This window comes from Synechococcus sp. MU1617 (assembly GCF_020514235.1).
GTDB lineage: Bacteria > Cyanobacteriota > Cyanobacteriia > PCC-6307 > Cyanobiaceae > Parasynechococcus.
Genome location: NZ_VTLB01000002.1, coordinates 279683 through 297178 on the forward strand (window position 1 = coordinate 279683; position 17496 = coordinate 297178).

Here is a 17496-nt window from a genome sequence, read left to right on the forward strand (position 1 = left end):
CCCATTGGAAAGCTCGTGAGCTTAGGAAGAACCGAAGCCTTCAAGCTGTTCGCTGGTCCAGCAGGCTCGCTGCATAGGCATCGGCCTGATCGCCACCAGCGAGGTCTGCCAGCTCCTGGCGGCGTTCCTGAGTGTCCCGCAGTCGGGACACTCGCGAGTGGGTGACACCGTCATTCACATGCTTGCTCACCCGGAAATGGTGATCAGCAACCGCTGCCACAAGCGGTTGATGGGTGACGCAAAACACCTGACGCTGACGGGCCAGGGTCTGAAGGAGATCCGCCATCGCTCCACTGACGCGACCGCTGACGCCGGCATCAATCTCATCGAACAGCAGCGTGCTGGAGCCATCCACCGCGGCAAGGGTGGTTTTGAGCGCAAGCAGAAAACGAGACATCTCACCGCCGGACGCCACCTCCGTCAGCGGTGCCATCGGTTGGCCGGGATTGGCGGAAAACAGAAATTGAACAGCGTCCGCACCATGCTCAGCCGGATCACAGGGGGTGAGATCCACCTTGAAACGCACGTTGGCCAAGCCCATGGGAGGCAACAGCTCCAGCAACGACGCCTGCAAAGCCTCCGCCGCCTTGGACCGCTCGCAACGCAAGGCGGCATTGGCCTGATCTCGCGTCTGGCGACGGTCGTTTTCCTCCTGGTGCAGGCGGGCGAGATCCGCCGCGAAGCCTTCCGATCCCAAACGCTGAAGCAGTTCATCGCGACGCTGAATCAAGCCGGCCAGATCAAGCCCGTAACGACGCTGCAGACGTTTCAAGACCGACAAGCGGTCCTGGATCCGCTCCAGATGGTCTGGATCGCTCTCAAGCGCCAGACCGTATTGATCGAGGGAGCGCAACAAACCGTCCACACCAGCCTCGAGATCCAGAGCCTGATCACGGAGAGGCTCAAGCGAACCATCCAGCTGCGCCATGGCCTGCAGCTCCTGAATGCACGCCGCGAAGTGATCCTGCAGCGAAGGCGCCTGATCCACACCATCGCGAATTCGGCCAAACAGCAAGGCCAGACCCTCCAGCAGCCTCACGCCATGGACGAGGCGGTCTTGATCCTGTTCCAGCCGCTGCTGCTCATCTGGGTCTTCGAGATCTGCAGCTTGAAGCTGCTCCAGCTGCTCTTCCTGTTCAGCCCGCTCCTGTTCGGAGCGCTGCTGCTCCTGCTCAAGTGCCATCAGGGCATCTGCAGCCTGGCGCCATTCGATCCAGGCATCAGCCACCCGTGCTTTGACCTCGGCCAATGCAGATCCACCGAGACGATCAAGCCAAAGCCGTTGCTGCCCCGCCCGCGACAACAACTGGGTCTGTCCCTGAACAGTGAGATCAATCAACAGCGGCCTGAGCTCAAGCAACTGCTGACGGTTCACCGTGCTGCCGTTCAGACGACAGCGACTGGAATAACGATCACCCTCCTGCCGTTTCCATTCACGGCTGATCAGAAGCTCCTCTTCGGGGTCAAAATCCGCCGCGGTCAACCACTGCTCGAGGGCTGGGTTGAGTTGAAATGCGGCTTCAATCCTGGCGCGATCCGACCCAGTCCGCAGCAGACGAACGCCACTCGAACCTTGCGCTCCACCCAGTACCGCATCGAGGGCATCGAGAAGGATCGACTTGCCTGCGCCGGTCTCACCGGTGAGCACCGTAAAACCCGAGCTGAACTCAAGTTCGAGACTCTCAATCAGAGCGATGTTCTGCAGCAGCAGACCGGTGAGCACGTCCAGCCCTGTGATGATGCCGACCGTAGCGGCAGCTCGGTTCGTTTAGAAGGGGTGTCGGACATCCCGATGAATTGATGGCGCAGGAGCTCGGGGATTTCATCGAAGCGGCGGGATTGCTCGAGTACGACCCCGCCGCCATCACACGTATTTATGCAGGCCATCCCCAGCGACTGATCCGCCGGCTCTGGCAAACGCTGGTGCCCATCGGCCTGTTGCTTCTGGGCGTTGCCTTCGACTGGATCTTCCAGTTGCTGAAAGATGAAGAACGGGCCCGGGGCCGAGCCCGCGAATGCGCTGAATTGCTGGTGGATCTTGGCCCCGCCTTCATCAAAGCCGGCCAGGCCCTCTCCACCCGACCCGACATCGTCCCCCCGCTGCTGCTGGAAGAACTGGCTCAGCTGCAAGACCAATTGCCCGGCTTCGATAGCGGCCTGGCCATGGCCTGCATCGAAGAAGACCTCGGCGCACCGGTGGATGACATTTTCGAGCAGCTGGACCGGGAACCGATTTCAGCCGCCTCGCTGGGTCAAGTGCACAAAGGAAACCTCAAAGGTGGCGCCAGGGTGGCGGTGAAGGTGCAACGCCCGGGGTTGCGCGAACAGATCACCCTGGATCTGTACATCGTGCGAAACATCGCCGCCTGGTTGAACAGCAACATCGGATTGATCCGCAGTGACCTCGTCGCACTGATCGACGAGCTGGGGCGACGGGTGTTTGAGGAGATGGACTACCTCAACGAGGCCTCGAACGCTGAGACCTTCGCTGAGCTGCATCAGCACAACCCTCGAATCGCTGTTCCCACGATCTATCGCAGCGCCACCAGCCGCCGCGTGCTGACGATGGAGTGGATCGACGGTGTCAAGCTCACCAACCTTGAAGCGGTTCGGGAGCTCGGTGTAGACCCCGACGACATGGTGGAGGTGGGCGTGAACTGCAGCCTTCAACAGTTGCTGGAGCATGGCTTCTTCCATGCCGATCCCCACCCCGGCAATCTTCTGGCCCTTGAGGACGGACGCCTCTGTTATCTCGACTTCGGGATGATGAGCGAGGTGAGCCGCGAATCACGCACCGGCTTGATTCAGGCGGTTGTCCATCTTGTAAACCGGAACTTCGGGAAGCTCTCCAAAGACTTCGTCACCCTGGGGTTCTTGGCGGAAGACGTGAACCTGGAACCGATTGTTCCCGCCTTTGAAAAGGTCTTCAGCCAGGCCTTGGAAGCCGGCGTCAACCGCATGGATTTCAAAGCGGTCACCGACGACATGTCCGGTGTGATGTACAAATTCCCCTTCCGGGTGCCCCCTTACTACGCCCTGATCATTCGGTCGCTGGTCACCCTTGAGGGCATCGCCCTGAGTGTGGATCCCAACTTCAAGATCCTCGGTGCTGCCTACCCGTACTTCGCCCGGCGGCTGATGGAAGATCCCGATCCCCAGCTGCGTCAGAGCCTTAAGGAAATGCTGTTCGACGGTGACGCCTTCCGCTGGACCCGCCTTGAAAATCTGGTGTCGAGCGCTGCCAGCCAGGCCCAGCTGGATCTGGAAGCCTTGCTCGATCAACTGCTCGATTTCCTGTTCTCACCCAAGGCAGGACTACTTCGGGATCAACTGGTGACCGCCACCGTGGAACGGTTGGACGCCCTGGGTTGGTCAACGATGCAACGCCTGGGTCGACGCCTCCCCAAACGACTGCAACCCTCCGCCATTGCCCAGACACCTCCAGGGCTCTCCGATCCACTGATGCAACTGGAGCCGGTGCGGGAGTTGATTCAGGTGTTGCAGTCGTTGCCTGGATTCACACCCGACCTTCTGCTTCGTCGGATGCCAAGGGTGCTCAACGAACCCAGCACCCGACGCATGGGCTTCAAGGTGGCTCAGGGGCTGGCCGAACGGGGAGTTGTCCGCCTGGTGCGGGTCGCCGCTGGAGTTCCTGCCTAACTTCCGATCAACACCTTCAGCGTGATGCTCCCCAAGCCCTTCAGTCGTTCCTCTCTGCTGGCCGCGGCGGCGGGACTTGGGCTCAGTTTGGGCAGCGTGATGCAACCTCTGAATGCCGCCACGGAGGTCGCCCTGGTGAGTGGGGCCTTCCGTCGCTCCATTCCCGTCAAGGAAATTGAACACCTGGCCGAAACCGGTGAAGCCACCGGCCTGCTGGAGGATCTGCTTGAACTCTCCGGGCAGGACCCCAATGAGGTGTCGCAGATGCTTAACCAGAGCCTCGAGCTTCCCTTGGTGCTCACAAGCCGTCTGATCAACACACGGATCGGTGAGGCCATCCTGCGTCGTGTTGCACGCATCATTCATCCGATCTACACACCGGAACCTGAAGTGAGTGTTCCGGCGATCCGCGCCGGAGTGATCAGTGGATTGCAGAGTGAAGATGGGCTGACTGCCGTGAGCTTTTTGAAGGGCTACCCCAATGGCGTGATGGCGGTGAATCTTCCGGCTCTGTTTGGGGTGATCGAAAAAGCAGAATCGATCGCCGGCCTGGTGCAGTTTTTCTCCGACTCCCCCTTGGACGGATTGAAGGAAGCGCAACCCTGACCAAGCCCTGAACGGACGCCGCCTAGATTCCGGAAATCCCCCCATCCCAGCCGGTGTCCCTGTTTCAGAACCTCCGTCGGCGTTTCACTGCCACCCCTGTGATGCAGGACTGGCCTGGACTGATCGAGGCCTATCGCAGCTGGCTGCCCGTCAGCGATGCGACCCCGGTGATCAGCCTGCGCGAAGGAGCCACCCCTCTGATTCCCGTCCCATCTGTTGCGGAACAGATTGGCAAGGGCGTGAAGGTGTTTGTGAAGTACGACGGCCTGAACCCCACAGGGTCCTTCAAGGACCGGGGCATGACCATGGCCATCAGCAAAGCCAAGGAAGCCGGTTGTGAAGCGGTGATTTGTGCCAGCACGGGCAACACCAGTGCTGCTGCAGCGGCCTATGCCAGGCGGGGAGGGATGCGCGCCTTCGTCTTGATCCCTGACGGCTATGTCGCCCAGGGAAAACTTGCTCAGGCTCTTGTATACGGAGCTGAGGTCTTGGCGATCCGCGGCAACTTCGACCGCGCTCTCGACATCGTTCGGGAAGCGGCAGAGAAGTATCCCGTCACCCTGGTGAACTCGGTTAATCCCTACCGGCTGCAGGGCCAAAAGACGGCGGCCTTCGAAATCGTGGATGCCCTCGGAGATGCACCTGACTGGCTGTGCATTCCCATGGGCAACGCAGGGAATATCACCGCCTATTGGATGGGTTTTCAGGAATATCAGCAGGCCGGCCGGAGCCGCAGTCTTCCCCGAATGATGGGATTCCAGGCCAGCGGATCAGCCCCACTGGTGAACGGCACCACGGTGACGGACCCCGAAACCATCGCCACCGCCATTCGCATTGGCAACCCGGTGAACCGAGCCAAGGCCCTGGCAGCACGCGAAGCCAGCAACGGTGCATTCCTGGATGTCACTGATGCGGAGATCATCGCGGCCTACAAGCTTCTGGGCGGCCAAGAGGGAATCTTCTGCGAACCGGCCAGCGCTGCCTCTGTGGCAGGCCTGCTCAAGCGCAAAAATGAAGTTCCAGCCGGAGCCACAGTGGTCTGCGTTCTGACCGGCAACGGCCTCAAGGATCCCGACTGCGCCATCAGCAACAACGACGCCTCGTTCCACACCGACCTCAATCCCGATCTGGGGACCGTCGCCAGTGTGATGGGCTTCTGACACCGCCTTCCATCAACGTGCTTCAGCCCCCTGACGGGGGCTTTTTTATGGCCATAAGACAAAACCAACCGACAAAGCGGCTACGGAAAACGCCCTAAAACCATCCCAACACGCTGTGGAAAACAGGCGAAAACAATCCACCCGTTGGCCCCGCAGGTTTTCCACTCCCTGTGAAGCGGTGGAAAACGGGGTCTCACTCCCCATCCTGTGAAAAATTCTCCTCAGGCTTGGTTCATCGAGAGCTGTTATGAAAGCTGGGTTTTGGGTGCTTTTCCCCCTTTTCCCCAAGCCCTACGACGGCTGTATTTGTTTTTTATTTTTTTAATCCATAAGAACCAAACAGCCGAACAGAGCCTCCCAATGCGCTGGCCATTGCACTTCCCCTCAGCCTGTGAAACCGTGGGACACCTCAGCGCGATCAGGTCGTCAGGACGATGAAGGTGGTCTGTTCACAGTCCGAACTGAATGGCGCTCTGCAGTTGGTGAGCCGTGCGGTCGCCACACGCCCCACCCATCCGGTTTTGGCCAATGTGCTTCTCACCGCCGATGCCGGCAGCAACCGCCTAAGCCTCACTGGTTTTGACCTAAGCCTCGGAATTCAGACGTCTCTCGCCGCCAGCGTGGAAACCAGCGGCGCCATCACACTTCCGGCCCGGTTGCTGGGAGAGATTGTGTCCCGCTTGTCCAGCGATTCTCCGATCACACTTGCCGTTGATGATTCCGGTGAGCAGGTTCAGCTCACCAGCCTCAGCGGCAGCTATCAGATGCGCGGCATGAGCGCCGATGACTATCCCGACCTTCCGATGGTGGAGAGCGGCATGACGCTCAAACTGCAACCTGAACGGTTGGTGCAGGCGCTCAAAGGCACCCTTTTCGCTAGCAGCGCTGATGAAGCAAAGCAACTGCTCACCGGCGTCCATCTCAAGTTCAACCAGCGGGCTCTGGAAGCGGCTGCCACCGATGGGCACCGTCTTGCCGTGCTCAATGTTGATGATGCTCTGCAGGATGCTGCCGTAACCGACGCTGTGGATGACGAGGGTTTCGCGGTGACGCTCCCATCGCGCTCGCTGCGGGAGGTGGAGCGGCTGATGGCGTCCTGGCGGTCCGATGAACCCGTCAGTTTGTTCTGTGATCGCGGCCAGGTGGTGTTTCTTGCGGCCGACCAGATGGTCACCAGCCGCACCTTGGAAGGCACCTATCCCAATTACGGCCAGCTGATCCCTGATGGTTTCACCCGCACCTTTGGAATGGACCGTCGCGCCCTGATTGCAGCTTTGGAGCGGATTGCTGTACTGGCTGATCAACACAACAACGTTGTGAAATTCAGCAGTCAGCCTGAGGACGGTGTTGTCCAGATCAGTGCAGATGCGCAGGATGTGGGCAGTGGCTCTGAGTCGCTTCCCGCCAACTTGGAGGGTGACGCCATGCAGATTGCCTTCAATGTTCGTTATCTGCTGGATGGCCTGAAAGCCATGGGCTCTGATCGGATTGTTCTGCATTGCAACGCGCCCACCACGCCGGCCGTGCTCCGCTCCGATGACGTGCCTGAAGCCTTCACCTATCTGGTGATGCCCGTTCAGATTCGTTCCTGATGTGTCGCTACCGGATCAGCTGCTTCTCAGTGATCTTCTGAGTCATACGGTTCGTTGTGATCTGGGCCTGGATCACGGGCCTGGGGTCATGGCTTGGATGCATCCGCCGGTGCATCGTCTGCTGGGCTGGGTCAGCCGTCCATCAGCCTTGCGCATGTCGCGGGATGTCTGGCGTTTGAACCAGTGTTGTGGTTTGAGCGATCAACAGGTTTTTGTGCGTGGCGAGCCGGCGGTCACCGATCAGGTGACCTTGGAGCGCTTGCCAACGCTGATGGATGCAGCCTTGCTGGACCGCGACGGTGAGCGGATCGGGAGTGTTGTTGACCTTGATTTTCGACCTGCCGATGGCGCGATTCTTCATTACCTAATCGCCCGCAGCGACCCACGTCTGCCGGGGAGTTCCCGATGGCGTTTGGCTCCCGATCGCATCCTTGATCAACAACCGGGTCAGATCCAAACCGGTCTGATGGGATTGGATGATCTGCCGATGGCCCGCGCCAGCGTTCGTCAGGATCTGCTCCAACGCACCCAACACTGGCGGGACCAGTTGCGTTCCATGGGTGACCGTGCGGGCGATCGCCTGGAGGGTTGGTTGGACGACTCGCCCATCGATGAGCTGCGATCGGAAACCAGGCGTTCTTCGCTTGACGATGATGAACCAGAGGAGGTGTCTGGACCTGAGGTCTGGGACGACGAAAGCTGGGAAGAGACCCCCACCCGCCGCCGCCGCGAGGACGAAGACCCCTGGGTCTGACGGCCGGTCGGCAACACTGGTAGGAGGTGCTCCGCGATTCGTGGTTTCCTCCCCTGCGTACGACATAGCTGCAGCCCTGAAGCAGGAAGGGCTCAAGCCCAGTGACTGGGATGAGATTTGTCGGCGGCTTGGTCGCGAGCCGAATCGAGCTGAGCTGGGCATGTTCGGTGTGATGTGGTCCGAACACTGCTGTTATCGCAATTCCCGGCCCTTGCTGAGTGGCTTCCCCACTGAGGGACCACGCATCCTGGTGGGCCCCGGTGAAAACGCCGGCGTGGTCGATCTCGGAGGGGGGCACCGGTTGGCTTTCAAGATCGAAAGCCACAACCACCCCTCCGCCGTCGAACCCTTTCAGGGGGCCGCAACAGGGGTGGGCGGCATCCTGCGTGACATCTTCACGATGGGGGCCCGTCCGATTGCGCTGCTGAACGCCCTGCGCTTCGGTCCCCTTGAGGATCCCGCCAACGTTGGCCTAATGGAAGGCGTTGTGGCCGGCATTGCCCATTACGGCAACTGCGTTGGGGTGCCGACGGTGGGCGGCGAGGTGGCCTTTGATCCCTCCTATTCCGGCAATCCGCTTGTGAATGCCATGGCTCTCGGGTTGATGGAGACCGAGGAGATCGTCAAATCCGGCGCGATCGGCGTCGGCAATCCCGTGGTGTATGTGGGCAGCACCACCGGTCGGGATGGCATGGGGGGAGCCAGCTTTGCCAGCGCTGAGCTCAGTGCTGATTCCCTGGATGATCGCCCCGCAGTTCAGGTGGGGGATCCGTTTCTGGAGAAAGGGCTGATCGAAGCCTGTCTTGAGGCCTTCGCCAGTGGTGATGTGGTGGCAGCGCAGGACATGGGCGCCGCTGGTCTGACCTGCAGCTGTTCGGAGATGGCCGCCAAAGGGGGCCTCGGGGTGGAACTGGATCTAGATCGTGTTCCGGCCCGAGAAGCCGGGATGACGGCTTACGAGTTCCTGTTGTCGGAGTCCCAGGAACGGATGTTGTTCGTGGTGAAGGCTGGCCGGGAGGACGCATTGATGCAGCGTTTCCGTCGCTGGGGATTGCAGGCGGCGGTTGTGGGCAAGGTGCTCCAAGAACCGATTGTGCGGGTGTTGCATCACGGTGCCGTTGCCGCTGAGGTGCCGGCCACGGCTCTTGCCGATGACACCCCGATCGAAAAACATGCTCTGTTGCAGGAGCCCCCGGCAGACCTTCAGGCTCTTTGGAGCTGGACCGAGCAGGAACTTCCGGAGCTGAGCGATGCCGCCGCAGCCCTGCTTCAGCTTCTGGATGACCCCACCATTGCGAGCAAGCAGTGGGTTCACCGTCAGTACGACCAGCAGGTGCTGGCCAACACGGTGGTCTCATCCGGTGCCGCTGATGCTGCTGTGGTGCGTCTGAGACCCCAGCAAGGCGATGGATCCATGGCCGCATCCAATCGTGGTGTTGCCGCCACAGTGGATTGTCCCAACCGTTGGGTTGCCCTGGATCCCGAACGCGGCGCTCAGGCGGCCGTCGCAGAAGCGGCACGCAACCTGAGTTGTGTGGGGGCGGAGCCTCTGGCGGTGACCGACAACCTCAATTTCCCGTCACCGGAAACACCCAAGGGCTTCTGGCAGCTCGCTATGGCCTGTCGGGGGATCTCTGATGCCTGCCGCGCCCTCAACACACCCGTGACTGGCGGCAATGTCTCGCTCTACAACGAGACCAAACAGGATGACGGCACCATGCAACCGATCCACCCCACGCCGGTGATCGGCATGGTTGGTTGTGTGGATGACATCAGCCGTGTGACTGGCTTGGCCTGGCAACAGCCCGGCGATGCGATCTTCCTTATCGGTGTTCCTCCGGAGGATGGTGCCAACCCCAGCCTTGGTTTGGCGGGCAGTGCCTATCAACAACAGACCCTTGGCTCCTTGGCCGGACGACCGCCCAAGCCCGATCTTGCCGTCGAATCAGCGGTGGGGCGTCTGGTACGTGAAGCGATTGCTCAGGGTCTGTTGGCCTCCGCCCATGACTGCAGTGATGGCGGATTGGCGGTGGCGTTGGCTGAATCCTGCATTGCCTCTGACCTCGGCATCAACGTGACGCTTTCCACAGGATCGGCGCGTCTGGAGCGGGTCCTGTTCGCTGAAGGCGGCAGTCGGGTGATTGTGTCGGTGAATGCAGCCTGCCTCCCTGCTTGGGAACAGTTGATTGGATCCAAGCCAGCGCTCTGCGTTACCCCGCTGGGCAGTGTCACCGCGGAGGCTCGATTGGTGATCCGATCCGAGTCTTCTGTTCAGCTCGATCTTGAGGTGCAACGCTGTGCTGCTGTTTTCCGTGATGCGTTGCCCCGACGGATGCATTCGGAGTGATTGAGTCAGGCGTTGCCTGACGGTTGTTTTTTCCTTATCTATCTGACTTCGGATTCATCATGTGCGGCATTATCGGAATGTTCTGTGTTGATTCAGTCAACCAACAGATCTACGACAATCTGCTTCTGCTTCAGCACCGTGGTCAGGACTCGGCAGGGATTGTCACGATGGACAATCACACCTTCCATGTACACAAACAAAGGGGACGTGTGCGTGAAGCCTTTCGCACTCGAGATATGCGAAAGCTGTTGGGTAATGCCGGGATCGGTCACGTTCGCTATGCCACCCGTGGCGCTGCTGCGTCAGAAGAGGAAGTTCAGCCGTTCTATGTGAATGCCCCCTATGGCATCACTTTTGTTCATAACGGCAATCTCACCAACACCCATCAGCTTGAGCAGGATCTGTTCAAGATTGATCGTCGTCACACCAATTCGAGTAGCGATACGGAGATGCTGGTCAATGTGTTGGCCACGGAGATTCAATCTCAACTCACAGGCGGTGATTTGACACCGGATCAGTTGTTTAATGCGGTGGCGTCATTGCATCACCGCGTTCAGGGCTCCTATGCATCGATCGCTTTGATCGCGGGCCATGGAATGCTGGCCTTCCGGGATCCCTATGGAATTCGCCCCCTGATTCTCGGCAGGCGATTCTCTGAACAGGGTCGTGAGGAGTGGATTGTCGCCAGTGAATCGTTGGTGATTGAAAACAGTGGCTACGAGATCGTTCGCGATGTTGACCCTGGCGAGGCGGTGTTCATTGACGTTGATTTGAACTTGCACCAGCGTCAGTGTGCCGAGTCTCCTCGGTTAATTCCCTGTGCTTTTGAGTACGTGTATTTGGCGCGGCCGGATTCCGTCATGAACGGAATTTCGGTTTATGAGTCGCGGCTGCGGATGGGTGATCGTTTGGCTCAAACTATTGCCGCAACGTTGCCGGCTGGTGATATCGATGTTGTGATGCCGATTCCTGATTCGGCAAGGCCTTCGGCGATGCAGGTGGCTAAGCAATTGGGGCTTGAGTATCGCGAAGGTTTTTATAAGAACCGCTATGTTGGCCGCACTTTCATCATGCCGGGTCAAGCTGAACGGAAGAAATCTGTGCGGCAGAAACTCAACGCTCTCGGCACTGAATTTGCCGGAAAGAATGTCTTGATTGTCGACGATTCGATTGTACGTGGTACAACGTCCCGCGAGATTGTTCAAATGGCACGCAGCGCTGGTGCCAACAAGGTGACGTTTACATCGGCTGCTCCTCCGGTTCGCTATCCCAATGTTTATGGGATCAACATGCCGACTCGGGCGGAACTTCTTGCCCACGGTCGAACAAGTGATGAGATTTCAGATATTCTTGGTGCTGATCATGTTGTTTATCAGACCGTTGAGAACTTGTTAGAAAGCATTGTTGAGAAAACTGAGATCAAGGATCTCGAGATGTCTTGTTTTGATGGCCATTATGTGACCGGTGGAATCGACGAAGATTATTTTCAATGGCTGGAGCAGAATTGCAGCTCCTGATTGGGGGTTAGGGATTCGGTTGAATGGCGTTAATCACTTCAACGATGGTTTCTCCGACCTGAAGAGACGTTTGTTCCGTCAGTTTTTCTCCGGGGTTTGAGATGTTGGTGTCTTCCGGATCCAAGCGTCCGTGACGGTCTTTGCTGGTGCGCACACCGATCAGTCCTGTTCCAGCGCTGATACCGACTAAGCGATCAGATTCCGCATCAAGCTGCACGGCCATGCTGCCGAGATCGCCCCGTTGGTTGTAGCGCAGGCCTGAACAGTCGATTCGTGCGATCAATCCCCTTTGGCTGAACAGCATTAGTGGTGTTTGTTCCGTGCAGATGGCTCCGACGATTTGTTCCCCGGGCAGCAATCGCATGGTCATGGGTCCCTGCGCCAATCGACCCATCAAAGGGAGCGCTTCCTCAGTGACTCGCAGTCGCAGCAGGCGACCAATGTCGCTCATCAGCATCAGTGTTCCTTGGTCGCGACAGATCACTGCACTATTGAGCTCGACGCCCTCTTTCAATTTGAGAACGCTGGTGGCCCGACCGGATAGGTCCACCACTTCGCTGAGGGGAAGTCGCTTGAAACGACCATCGCTGCTGAGCAAGCCCAGACTTAAGGTCTCGATGTTTTGTCTGGGCAATGACAGCAGCGAAACGATCGTGTCTCCGTCGAGTCCGGTGGGAAGGAAACGCTCCACTGGGCCCGGCTGTTGTCCTGCAAACTCCCAGCGCACTTGGGCAATGCGTCCGCTCGCACTCACGGCCAGCAGCCGTGGTGGTGGTTCGATTGGCAAGATCACGCGCGCTGGAGATGGTGCATCACCAATGGGGCAAGGATCATTGAGGTGCAGCCGGCCCAGCACCTGAGGGCTGACGATTTTCACTTGTCCATCGGCCTGGATCAGAACTCGACCATCTCCGGGCAATGCGGCCAGGGCCTGCTGACGCAGCAGTTCTGTGTTCGGTCGTTGGCTGGCTGCCCGTTCGGCTATCAGGGCATCACCGCCCTCCACCAGGCGGGTTCGACGCGGGGTGCTGAAGCGTTTTTTCAATGCTTTGAGCTCTGTCACCATCGCCTCCAGCAGCTGATCCCGGTTGTCCAAGAGCAACTTGAGCCGTTGACGTTCCGCCCGAAGCTCCTCAAGCTCCTGGCGCAGGCTTTCCTGTTCGAGTCCGGTCAGACGCCTCAGGGGCATGGCCAACACCGCATCCGCCTGCCGTTCGCTGAGGTCGAGGCGCACCATCAGGCTGGCGCGGGCTGAGGCGGCGTCATTCGCCTCCTGAATCATGGCGATCACGGCCTGAAGACTGTTCAGGGCTGTGATCAGTCCTTCCACCACCTCAAGCCGGTCTTCGGTCTTGCGCAGGGCATGACTGGTGCGCCGGATCAGGGTCAGTTCCCTGAAATCGAGGAAGGTCTGGAGCAGTTGGCGCAGAGACAGCTGCTGGGGGTGTCCATCCACAAGGGCCAGCAGGATCGCTCCAAAGTTGCTCTGCAGCGCCGTTCGACGCTGCAGATCCTTCAGCACCTTCTCCGGATCCGCATCGCGGCGCAGCTCCACCACCACGCGCATGCCTTCGCGGTCGCTTTCGTCCCGGATGTCGGCGATTCCGCCGATCTTGCCGTCGTTGACGGATTCCGCCAGTTTTTCAATCCAGCCGGCCTTGCTGAGCTGGTAGGGCAGTTCCGTGACCACAACGGCATTGCGTTTATGGCGCCCCTTGCCGAGTTGCACTTCTTCGGTGTGGGCGACGCCGCGCATCGGGATGCTGCCGCGGCCGTGCAGATAGGTGTCTCGTAGGCCTGAGCTGATCAGCACCTCACCACCTGTGGGGAAGTCGGGCCCTGGGATCAGTTCCAGAAGTTTGTCGTCACTCAGCTCCGGCTTGTGGATCAGGGCGATCAGGCCATCCACCACCTCTCCCAGATTGTGCGGGGGGATGCTGGTGGCCATGCCGACGGCGATACCGGAGCAACCGTTCAGCAGCAGGAAGGGAAGCTGGGCCGGAAGAACGGTGGGTTCCTGTTGGGATCCATCGAAGTTCGGCGCAAAATCAACGGTGTCTTCACCGATCTCCTCAAGCATTGCCTGATGGGAGATCGGCGCCAGGCGGGTTTCGGTGTACCGCATCGCCGCCGGTGGGTCGTCGTCCACTGAGCCGAAATTGCCGTGGCCGTCGAGCAGGGGATGACGGCTGGAGAAGGTCTGAACAAGCCGCACTAGGGCGTCATAGACCGCTTGATCACCGTGAGGGTGGTACTTGCCCAGCACGTCACCGACGACCCTCGCGCACTTGCGGTAGGGACGGTCTGGGGTAAGACCCAGTTCCTGCATCGCGTAGAGGATGCGTCGCTGTACAGGCTTGAGACCATCGCGGGCATCGGGCAACGCCCGACCCACGATCACGCTCATCGCGTATTCGAGGTAGGAGCGCTGCATCTCCTGATGCAGGGCGATCGGTTGAACGCGCTCCTCAGCCATTCGGTCTGTCGCTCTCCGACCGGAAGGCGCTCAGCCTACAGATGATCACTGGCTTTTCTTCCACGTTGCGTTGGCTTGAGCCCGTTCCACGATGTTGGTGAGCTCCGTCTCGCTCAGCAATTGTGCCGTCGCCTCACGGATGCGCACCCCCCAAAGCTGTTCGGCTTGATGCAGGGGCAAGACGTAGTTGGGGTTCTGGGCCAACGCTGTGGAAGCCAGCTGAATTGCCTCGGTCTGCTCACCCTGTTGATGCAGCGCTGCGGCCAGAGCCAGCATCGGTTCCGCGTTGGGCTCCAGCTTCAACACCCGGCGCCAACGCCGCACGGCTTCCTGACGCTGGCCCATCTCAAAAAGCACTAGGGCTTGGTTGTTCAGGGCTTCCCAGAACTCCGGTTTTAGAGCGGTGGCTTTTTCGAACGACTTCAGGGCCAGAGGGAGTACGCCCTGCATGATTCTGGCGTTGCCAAGGTCGAAATAGGCCGAAGCGTTGTTCGGATCCAATTGGAGTCCGCGGGTAATTAAGGGAACGGCATCGTTCGGTCGCTCTGCCCGAAGGGCGATCGCTGCTTCGGCGAACCACAGGCCGGCTTTTTCAGGATTCAGCTGCTTGGCGCGGGCCAAAGACCGGCTTGCGTCCTTGAGGTTGTTGTTGCGGAGTTGAGCCTCCGCCAGGATCGACCAGAACCGTTCGTCATTTGGGTTGAGCCGCACCGCCAGAGCCGCGAGTCGTGCCGCGTCCTTGGCTTGCCCCAGCTGCAGCAGCTGGGCAGCAGTCCGTCCGATGCCGATCGATGAGCCCTTGAGCTCCTCCTCGGTGGGTAGGTAGACGTAGGGGATCAGGGCGTTGGCTGCTGGGGCGCCGAACCAACTCCCCAGAACGACCAGTGCAGCCGCCAGCGTTTGACGGAAGCCAATTCGACGCAGCACTGGAGCAAGGGTTGAGTCGCTAAAGCGTAGGTGTGGGATCCGGTTGTGCTGCAGCGGCGTTGCGTCGCCACATCCAGGGTTTGATCCGTCGCAACGCCGACCCCCGCAGGTTTTGGTCCCAGACGCTGTCATCCCAGGTCTGGATCTGCTCCTTGTGCAGATTGAGCAGCCATGGGCGTGGCTGCATTTCGGGATCGCTGCTCTGGGGCAAGCTTCGATGATTCCAGGGGCAGACGTCCTGGCAGATGTCGCACCCGGCCACCCATGGTCCAAGGGCGGCGCGAATGTTCTCCGGTAGGTCGTCCTCACGATTTTCGATCGTGTGAAAGGCCAAGCATCGCCTTGCATCCACCACAAATGGTTCGTGAATCGCATCCGTGGGGCAGGCATCGATGCAGGCGCTGCAGCGTCCACAGAGGCTGCGGGCTGGTGTGTCGGCGTCCAAAGGCTCTGTGGTCAGCAGATGGCCGATCACCATCCACGAGCCCCTTTCGGGGTGAATCAGATTGCTGTGCTTGCCGATCCAGCCAAGACCGGCTTCCTCAGCCCAGGCCTTATCCAGCAGCGGTGTTGCGTCAACACAGGCGCGCCAGCCGCAGTCTGGCCGTTGTTCCGAAAGCCAGCGGCCGATCCGTCGCAGCCGTTGATCCACAACCCGGTGATAGTCCCGTCCCCAGCCGTAGCGGGCGACCTTGAGGGAGCCGGGCGAGGGTTGGGCGTCGACGTAATAGTTGAGGCCAACGGCGAGCACGCTATTGGCTCCGTCCAACAGAAGCCTGGGGTCTCGCCGTCGTGGGGCCGCCATCCAAGCCATGTCGGCTTGATCGCCATGGTCCAACCAGCGCTGCAGGGCTTGAGTGCGCAGCTGCAGCCGTGGACTTCCCGGAATCCTGGCAATGCCAACGGGACTGAAGCCTTCCTCAGCAGCGCGACGCTTCAGAGCCTGACTCAACAGCGTTTGTTGATCGGTGACATGCCCTTGCATCGACCTTAGGGTTGGGCGCTTATCAGCATCTTCTCTGTGACCGGGACTGAGACAGGACGTCTTGCACCTTTGCTGCGCTGGCTGGGCTTGACCCTCGTGGTGATTCTCGTCCTGCAGATGCTGGCTGTTCTTGTTGGCGTCGACTGGAGTGAGGATGCTCCTCGCCCGCAGGTCACCGGTCCGCTGGTGGCTTTGGCTCCCCTTGGGTTTGCCGGTTTGTTGATCTGCCTGATTGGATCAAGGCTGGATCACCCTCAGCAGCAGCGCAGTCCTTTGCGCCTTCTGATCGCCGTCCTTTCAGGACTGTTGGCCCTCGGCATGGTGGTTGCCGTGCCGATGTCCCTGGATGGGGGTGCGGGTGACGTTGCCCGCCAGCGCAATCTGGAACAGGGTCGCGAAGCGTTGAAGGATGCCCGAGCCTTCCGCGCCGATGCAGCGCAGGTCACCTCCTTGGGTGAGCAGCTGGCCCAGGCCGGTCAACTCGCTGCCGATGCCACCGAGGACGACAAGCTGCGGGCGGCCGAAAAGATGGTGGACGATCAGATCACCCAGATGGAGGCCCAACTCAAGACAGTTGAGGTTGGCCAGGCCCGTGAATCCCAGCAGCGGTTCATCGGTGGAACCATCACTGCTGTGGTTCTTGCGATTGCGTTTGTGCTCCTCGCGTTCACGGCACTGCTCTGACCGCTGGTTAGGTTGGTCAGACCTTATTCAAAGCTGGGCGCAGTACCTCCTTGGTCCAGTCCAATCCCAGACCTGATCTGCCGCTGTCCGCAAGGCTTCGGCAGGATCTAAAGAACGACCTGATTGCAGGCTTGCTGGTGGTGATTCCACTGGCAACAACGATTTGGCTGTCAACGATTGTCAGTCGGTTTGTTCTGGCGTTCCTGACCTCGATACCAAAGCAGTTCAATCCGTTCATCACCCTGAATCCACTGCTTCAGGATCTGATCAACCTGGCTCTCGGTCTCACGGTGCCTCTGATGGGCATCCTTCTGATCGGCTTGATGGCTCGAAACATTGTCGGTCGCTGGCTGTTGGAGTTTGGGGAAGGCACCTTGAGCCGGATCCCCCTGGCTGGATCGGTCTACAAGACCTTGAAGCAGCTGCTGGAGACCTTTTTCCGCGATAACTCCACCCGGTTCCGTCGTGTTGTTCTCGTTGAGTACCCCCGGGAGGGATTGTTCAGCGTTGGGTTTGTGACCGGGGAAGTGGGTCCTTCACTTCAATCTGATTTGAAGGAGCCTCTGTTGAGTGTGTTCATTCCCACCGCTCCGAATCCCACCACCGGTTGGTACACCCTTGTTCCAGAGGGGTCCGTCCGAGATCTTGAGATCAGCGTTGAAGAAGCTTTCCGAACAATCATTTCGGCCGGCATCGTCAACCCCGATGATCGTGAAGCCCCTGTGAATCGGAGTTTTTCCAGCCTCATGGCCCAGTTACGGGCTTCTGCATCTCCTTCCAGCTGAGTC

Annotated in this window: 13 protein-coding genes; 9 read left to right on the forward strand and 4 right to left on the reverse strand. The window is 59.6% G+C overall.

The annotated features are described in order from the left end of the window. Nucleotides 1–40 precede the first annotated feature (40 nt). Nucleotides 41–1723 carry a DNA repair protein RecN gene (recN, locus tag FZZ90_RS05305; RefSeq protein WP_226424699.1) on the reverse strand — a complete coding sequence of 561 codons (1683 nt, stop codon included), beginning with the start codon at nt 1721–1723 and terminating at the stop codon, nt 41–43. Nucleotides 1724–1800: 77 nt separating this feature from the next. On the opposite strand from recN, the gene FZZ90_RS05310 reads away from it, so the two are divergent. The 7 genes from FZZ90_RS05310 (at nt 1801) to purF (ending at nt 11636) form a co-directional block, all read left to right on the forward strand. Beyond that, complete coding sequence (locus FZZ90_RS05310; RefSeq protein WP_226424700.1) at nt 1801–3660, forward strand: AarF/ABC1/UbiB kinase family protein; 1860 nt, start codon at nt 1801–1803, stop codon at nt 3658–3660. Between the two features lie 24 nt (nt 3661–3684). Beyond that, nucleotides 3685–4266: an alpha/beta hydrolase gene (locus FZZ90_RS05315; RefSeq protein ID WP_226424701.1), complete on the forward strand. Its 582-nt coding sequence runs from the start codon at nt 3685–3687 to the stop codon at nt 4264–4266. A gap of 101 nt (nt 4267–4367) precedes the next feature. After that, a complete protein-coding gene (gene thrC, locus FZZ90_RS05320; RefSeq protein WP_226425028.1) occupies nt 4368–5426 on the forward strand; it encodes a threonine synthase in 1059 nt (352 codons plus the stop codon). A 434-nt stretch (nt 5427–5860) separates the two neighbouring features. Further along, nucleotides 5861–7018 carry a DNA polymerase III subunit beta gene (gene dnaN, locus FZZ90_RS05325; RefSeq protein ID WP_226424702.1) on the forward strand — a complete coding sequence of 386 codons (1158 nt, stop codon included), beginning with the start codon at nt 5861–5863 and terminating at the stop codon, nt 7016–7018. A gap of 1 nt (nt 7019) precedes the next feature. Beyond that, complete coding sequence (locus FZZ90_RS05330; RefSeq protein WP_226424703.1) at nt 7020–7772, forward strand: RNA methyltransferase; 753 nt, start codon at nt 7020–7022, stop codon at nt 7770–7772. A 40-nt stretch (nt 7773–7812) separates the two neighbouring features. Further along, nucleotides 7813–10119: a phosphoribosylformylglycinamidine synthase subunit PurL gene (purL, locus tag FZZ90_RS05335; protein ID WP_226424704.1), complete on the forward strand. Its 2307-nt coding sequence runs from the start codon at nt 7813–7815 to the stop codon at nt 10117–10119. Nucleotides 10120–10178: 59 nt separating this feature from the next. Then, a complete protein-coding gene (gene purF / locus FZZ90_RS05340; protein WP_226425029.1) occupies nt 10179–11636 on the forward strand; it encodes an amidophosphoribosyltransferase in 1458 nt (485 codons plus the stop codon). Nucleotides 11637–11643: 7 nt separating this feature from the next. Here purF and FZZ90_RS05345 read toward each other — a convergent pair whose 3' ends face one another. Genes FZZ90_RS05345 through queG form a run of 3 tightly spaced genes read right to left on the reverse strand, consistent with a single transcriptional unit; the run spans nt 11644 to nt 16024 of the window. Next, a complete protein-coding gene (locus FZZ90_RS05345) occupies nt 11644–14112 on the reverse strand; it encodes a DNA topoisomerase (ATP-hydrolyzing) subunit A (protein ID WP_226424705.1) in 2469 nt (822 codons plus the stop codon). Nucleotides 14113–14157: 45 nt separating this feature from the next. Then, nucleotides 14158–15039, reverse strand: coding sequence for a tetratricopeptide repeat protein (locus FZZ90_RS05350; protein WP_226424706.1), 882 nt, complete (start codon nt 15037–15039; stop codon nt 14158–14160). A 19-nt stretch (nt 15040–15058) separates the two neighbouring features. After that, nucleotides 15059–16024: a tRNA epoxyqueuosine(34) reductase QueG gene (gene queG, locus FZZ90_RS05355; RefSeq protein WP_226424707.1), complete on the reverse strand. Its 966-nt coding sequence runs from the start codon at nt 16022–16024 to the stop codon at nt 15059–15061. A 36-nt stretch (nt 16025–16060) separates the two neighbouring features. Here queG and FZZ90_RS05360 point away from each other — a divergent pair, with 36 nt between their 5' ends. Further along, nucleotides 16061–16708: an HpsJ family protein gene (locus tag FZZ90_RS05360; RefSeq protein ID WP_226424708.1), complete on the forward strand. Its 648-nt coding sequence runs from the start codon at nt 16061–16063 to the stop codon at nt 16706–16708. Between the two features lie 50 nt (nt 16709–16758). Continuing rightward, nucleotides 16759–17493 (forward strand): DUF502 domain-containing protein, encoded by a 735-nt coding sequence (locus tag FZZ90_RS05365; protein ID WP_226424709.1) that lies wholly within the window; start codon nt 16759–16761, stop codon nt 17491–17493. Nucleotides 17494–17496 lie beyond the last annotated feature (3 nt).

Coding starts and splice junctions, on each gene's coding strand:
- queG (WP_226424707.1), bottom strand. CDS start 16,024: ATGCAAGGGCATGTCACCGATCAACAAACGCTGTTGAGTCAGGCTCTG.
- FZZ90_RS05345 (WP_226424705.1), bottom strand. CDS start 14,112: ATGGCTGAGGAGCGCGTTCAACCGATCGCCCTGCATCAGGAGATGCAG.
- FZZ90_RS05310 (WP_226424700.1), top strand. CDS start 1,801: ATGGCGCAGGAGCTCGGGGATTTCATCGAAGCGGCGGGATTGCTCGAG.
- dnaN (WP_226424702.1), top strand. CDS start 5,861: ATGAAGGTGGTCTGTTCACAGTCCGAACTGAATGGCGCTCTGCAGTTG.
- FZZ90_RS05315 (WP_226424701.1), top strand. CDS start 3,685: ATGCTCCCCAAGCCCTTCAGTCGTTCCTCTCTGCTGGCCGCGGCGGCG.
- thrC (WP_226425028.1), top strand. CDS start 4,368: ATGCAGGACTGGCCTGGACTGATCGAGGCCTATCGCAGCTGGCTGCCC.
- purF (WP_226425029.1), top strand. CDS start 10,179: ATGTGCGGCATTATCGGAATGTTCTGTGTTGATTCAGTCAACCAACAG.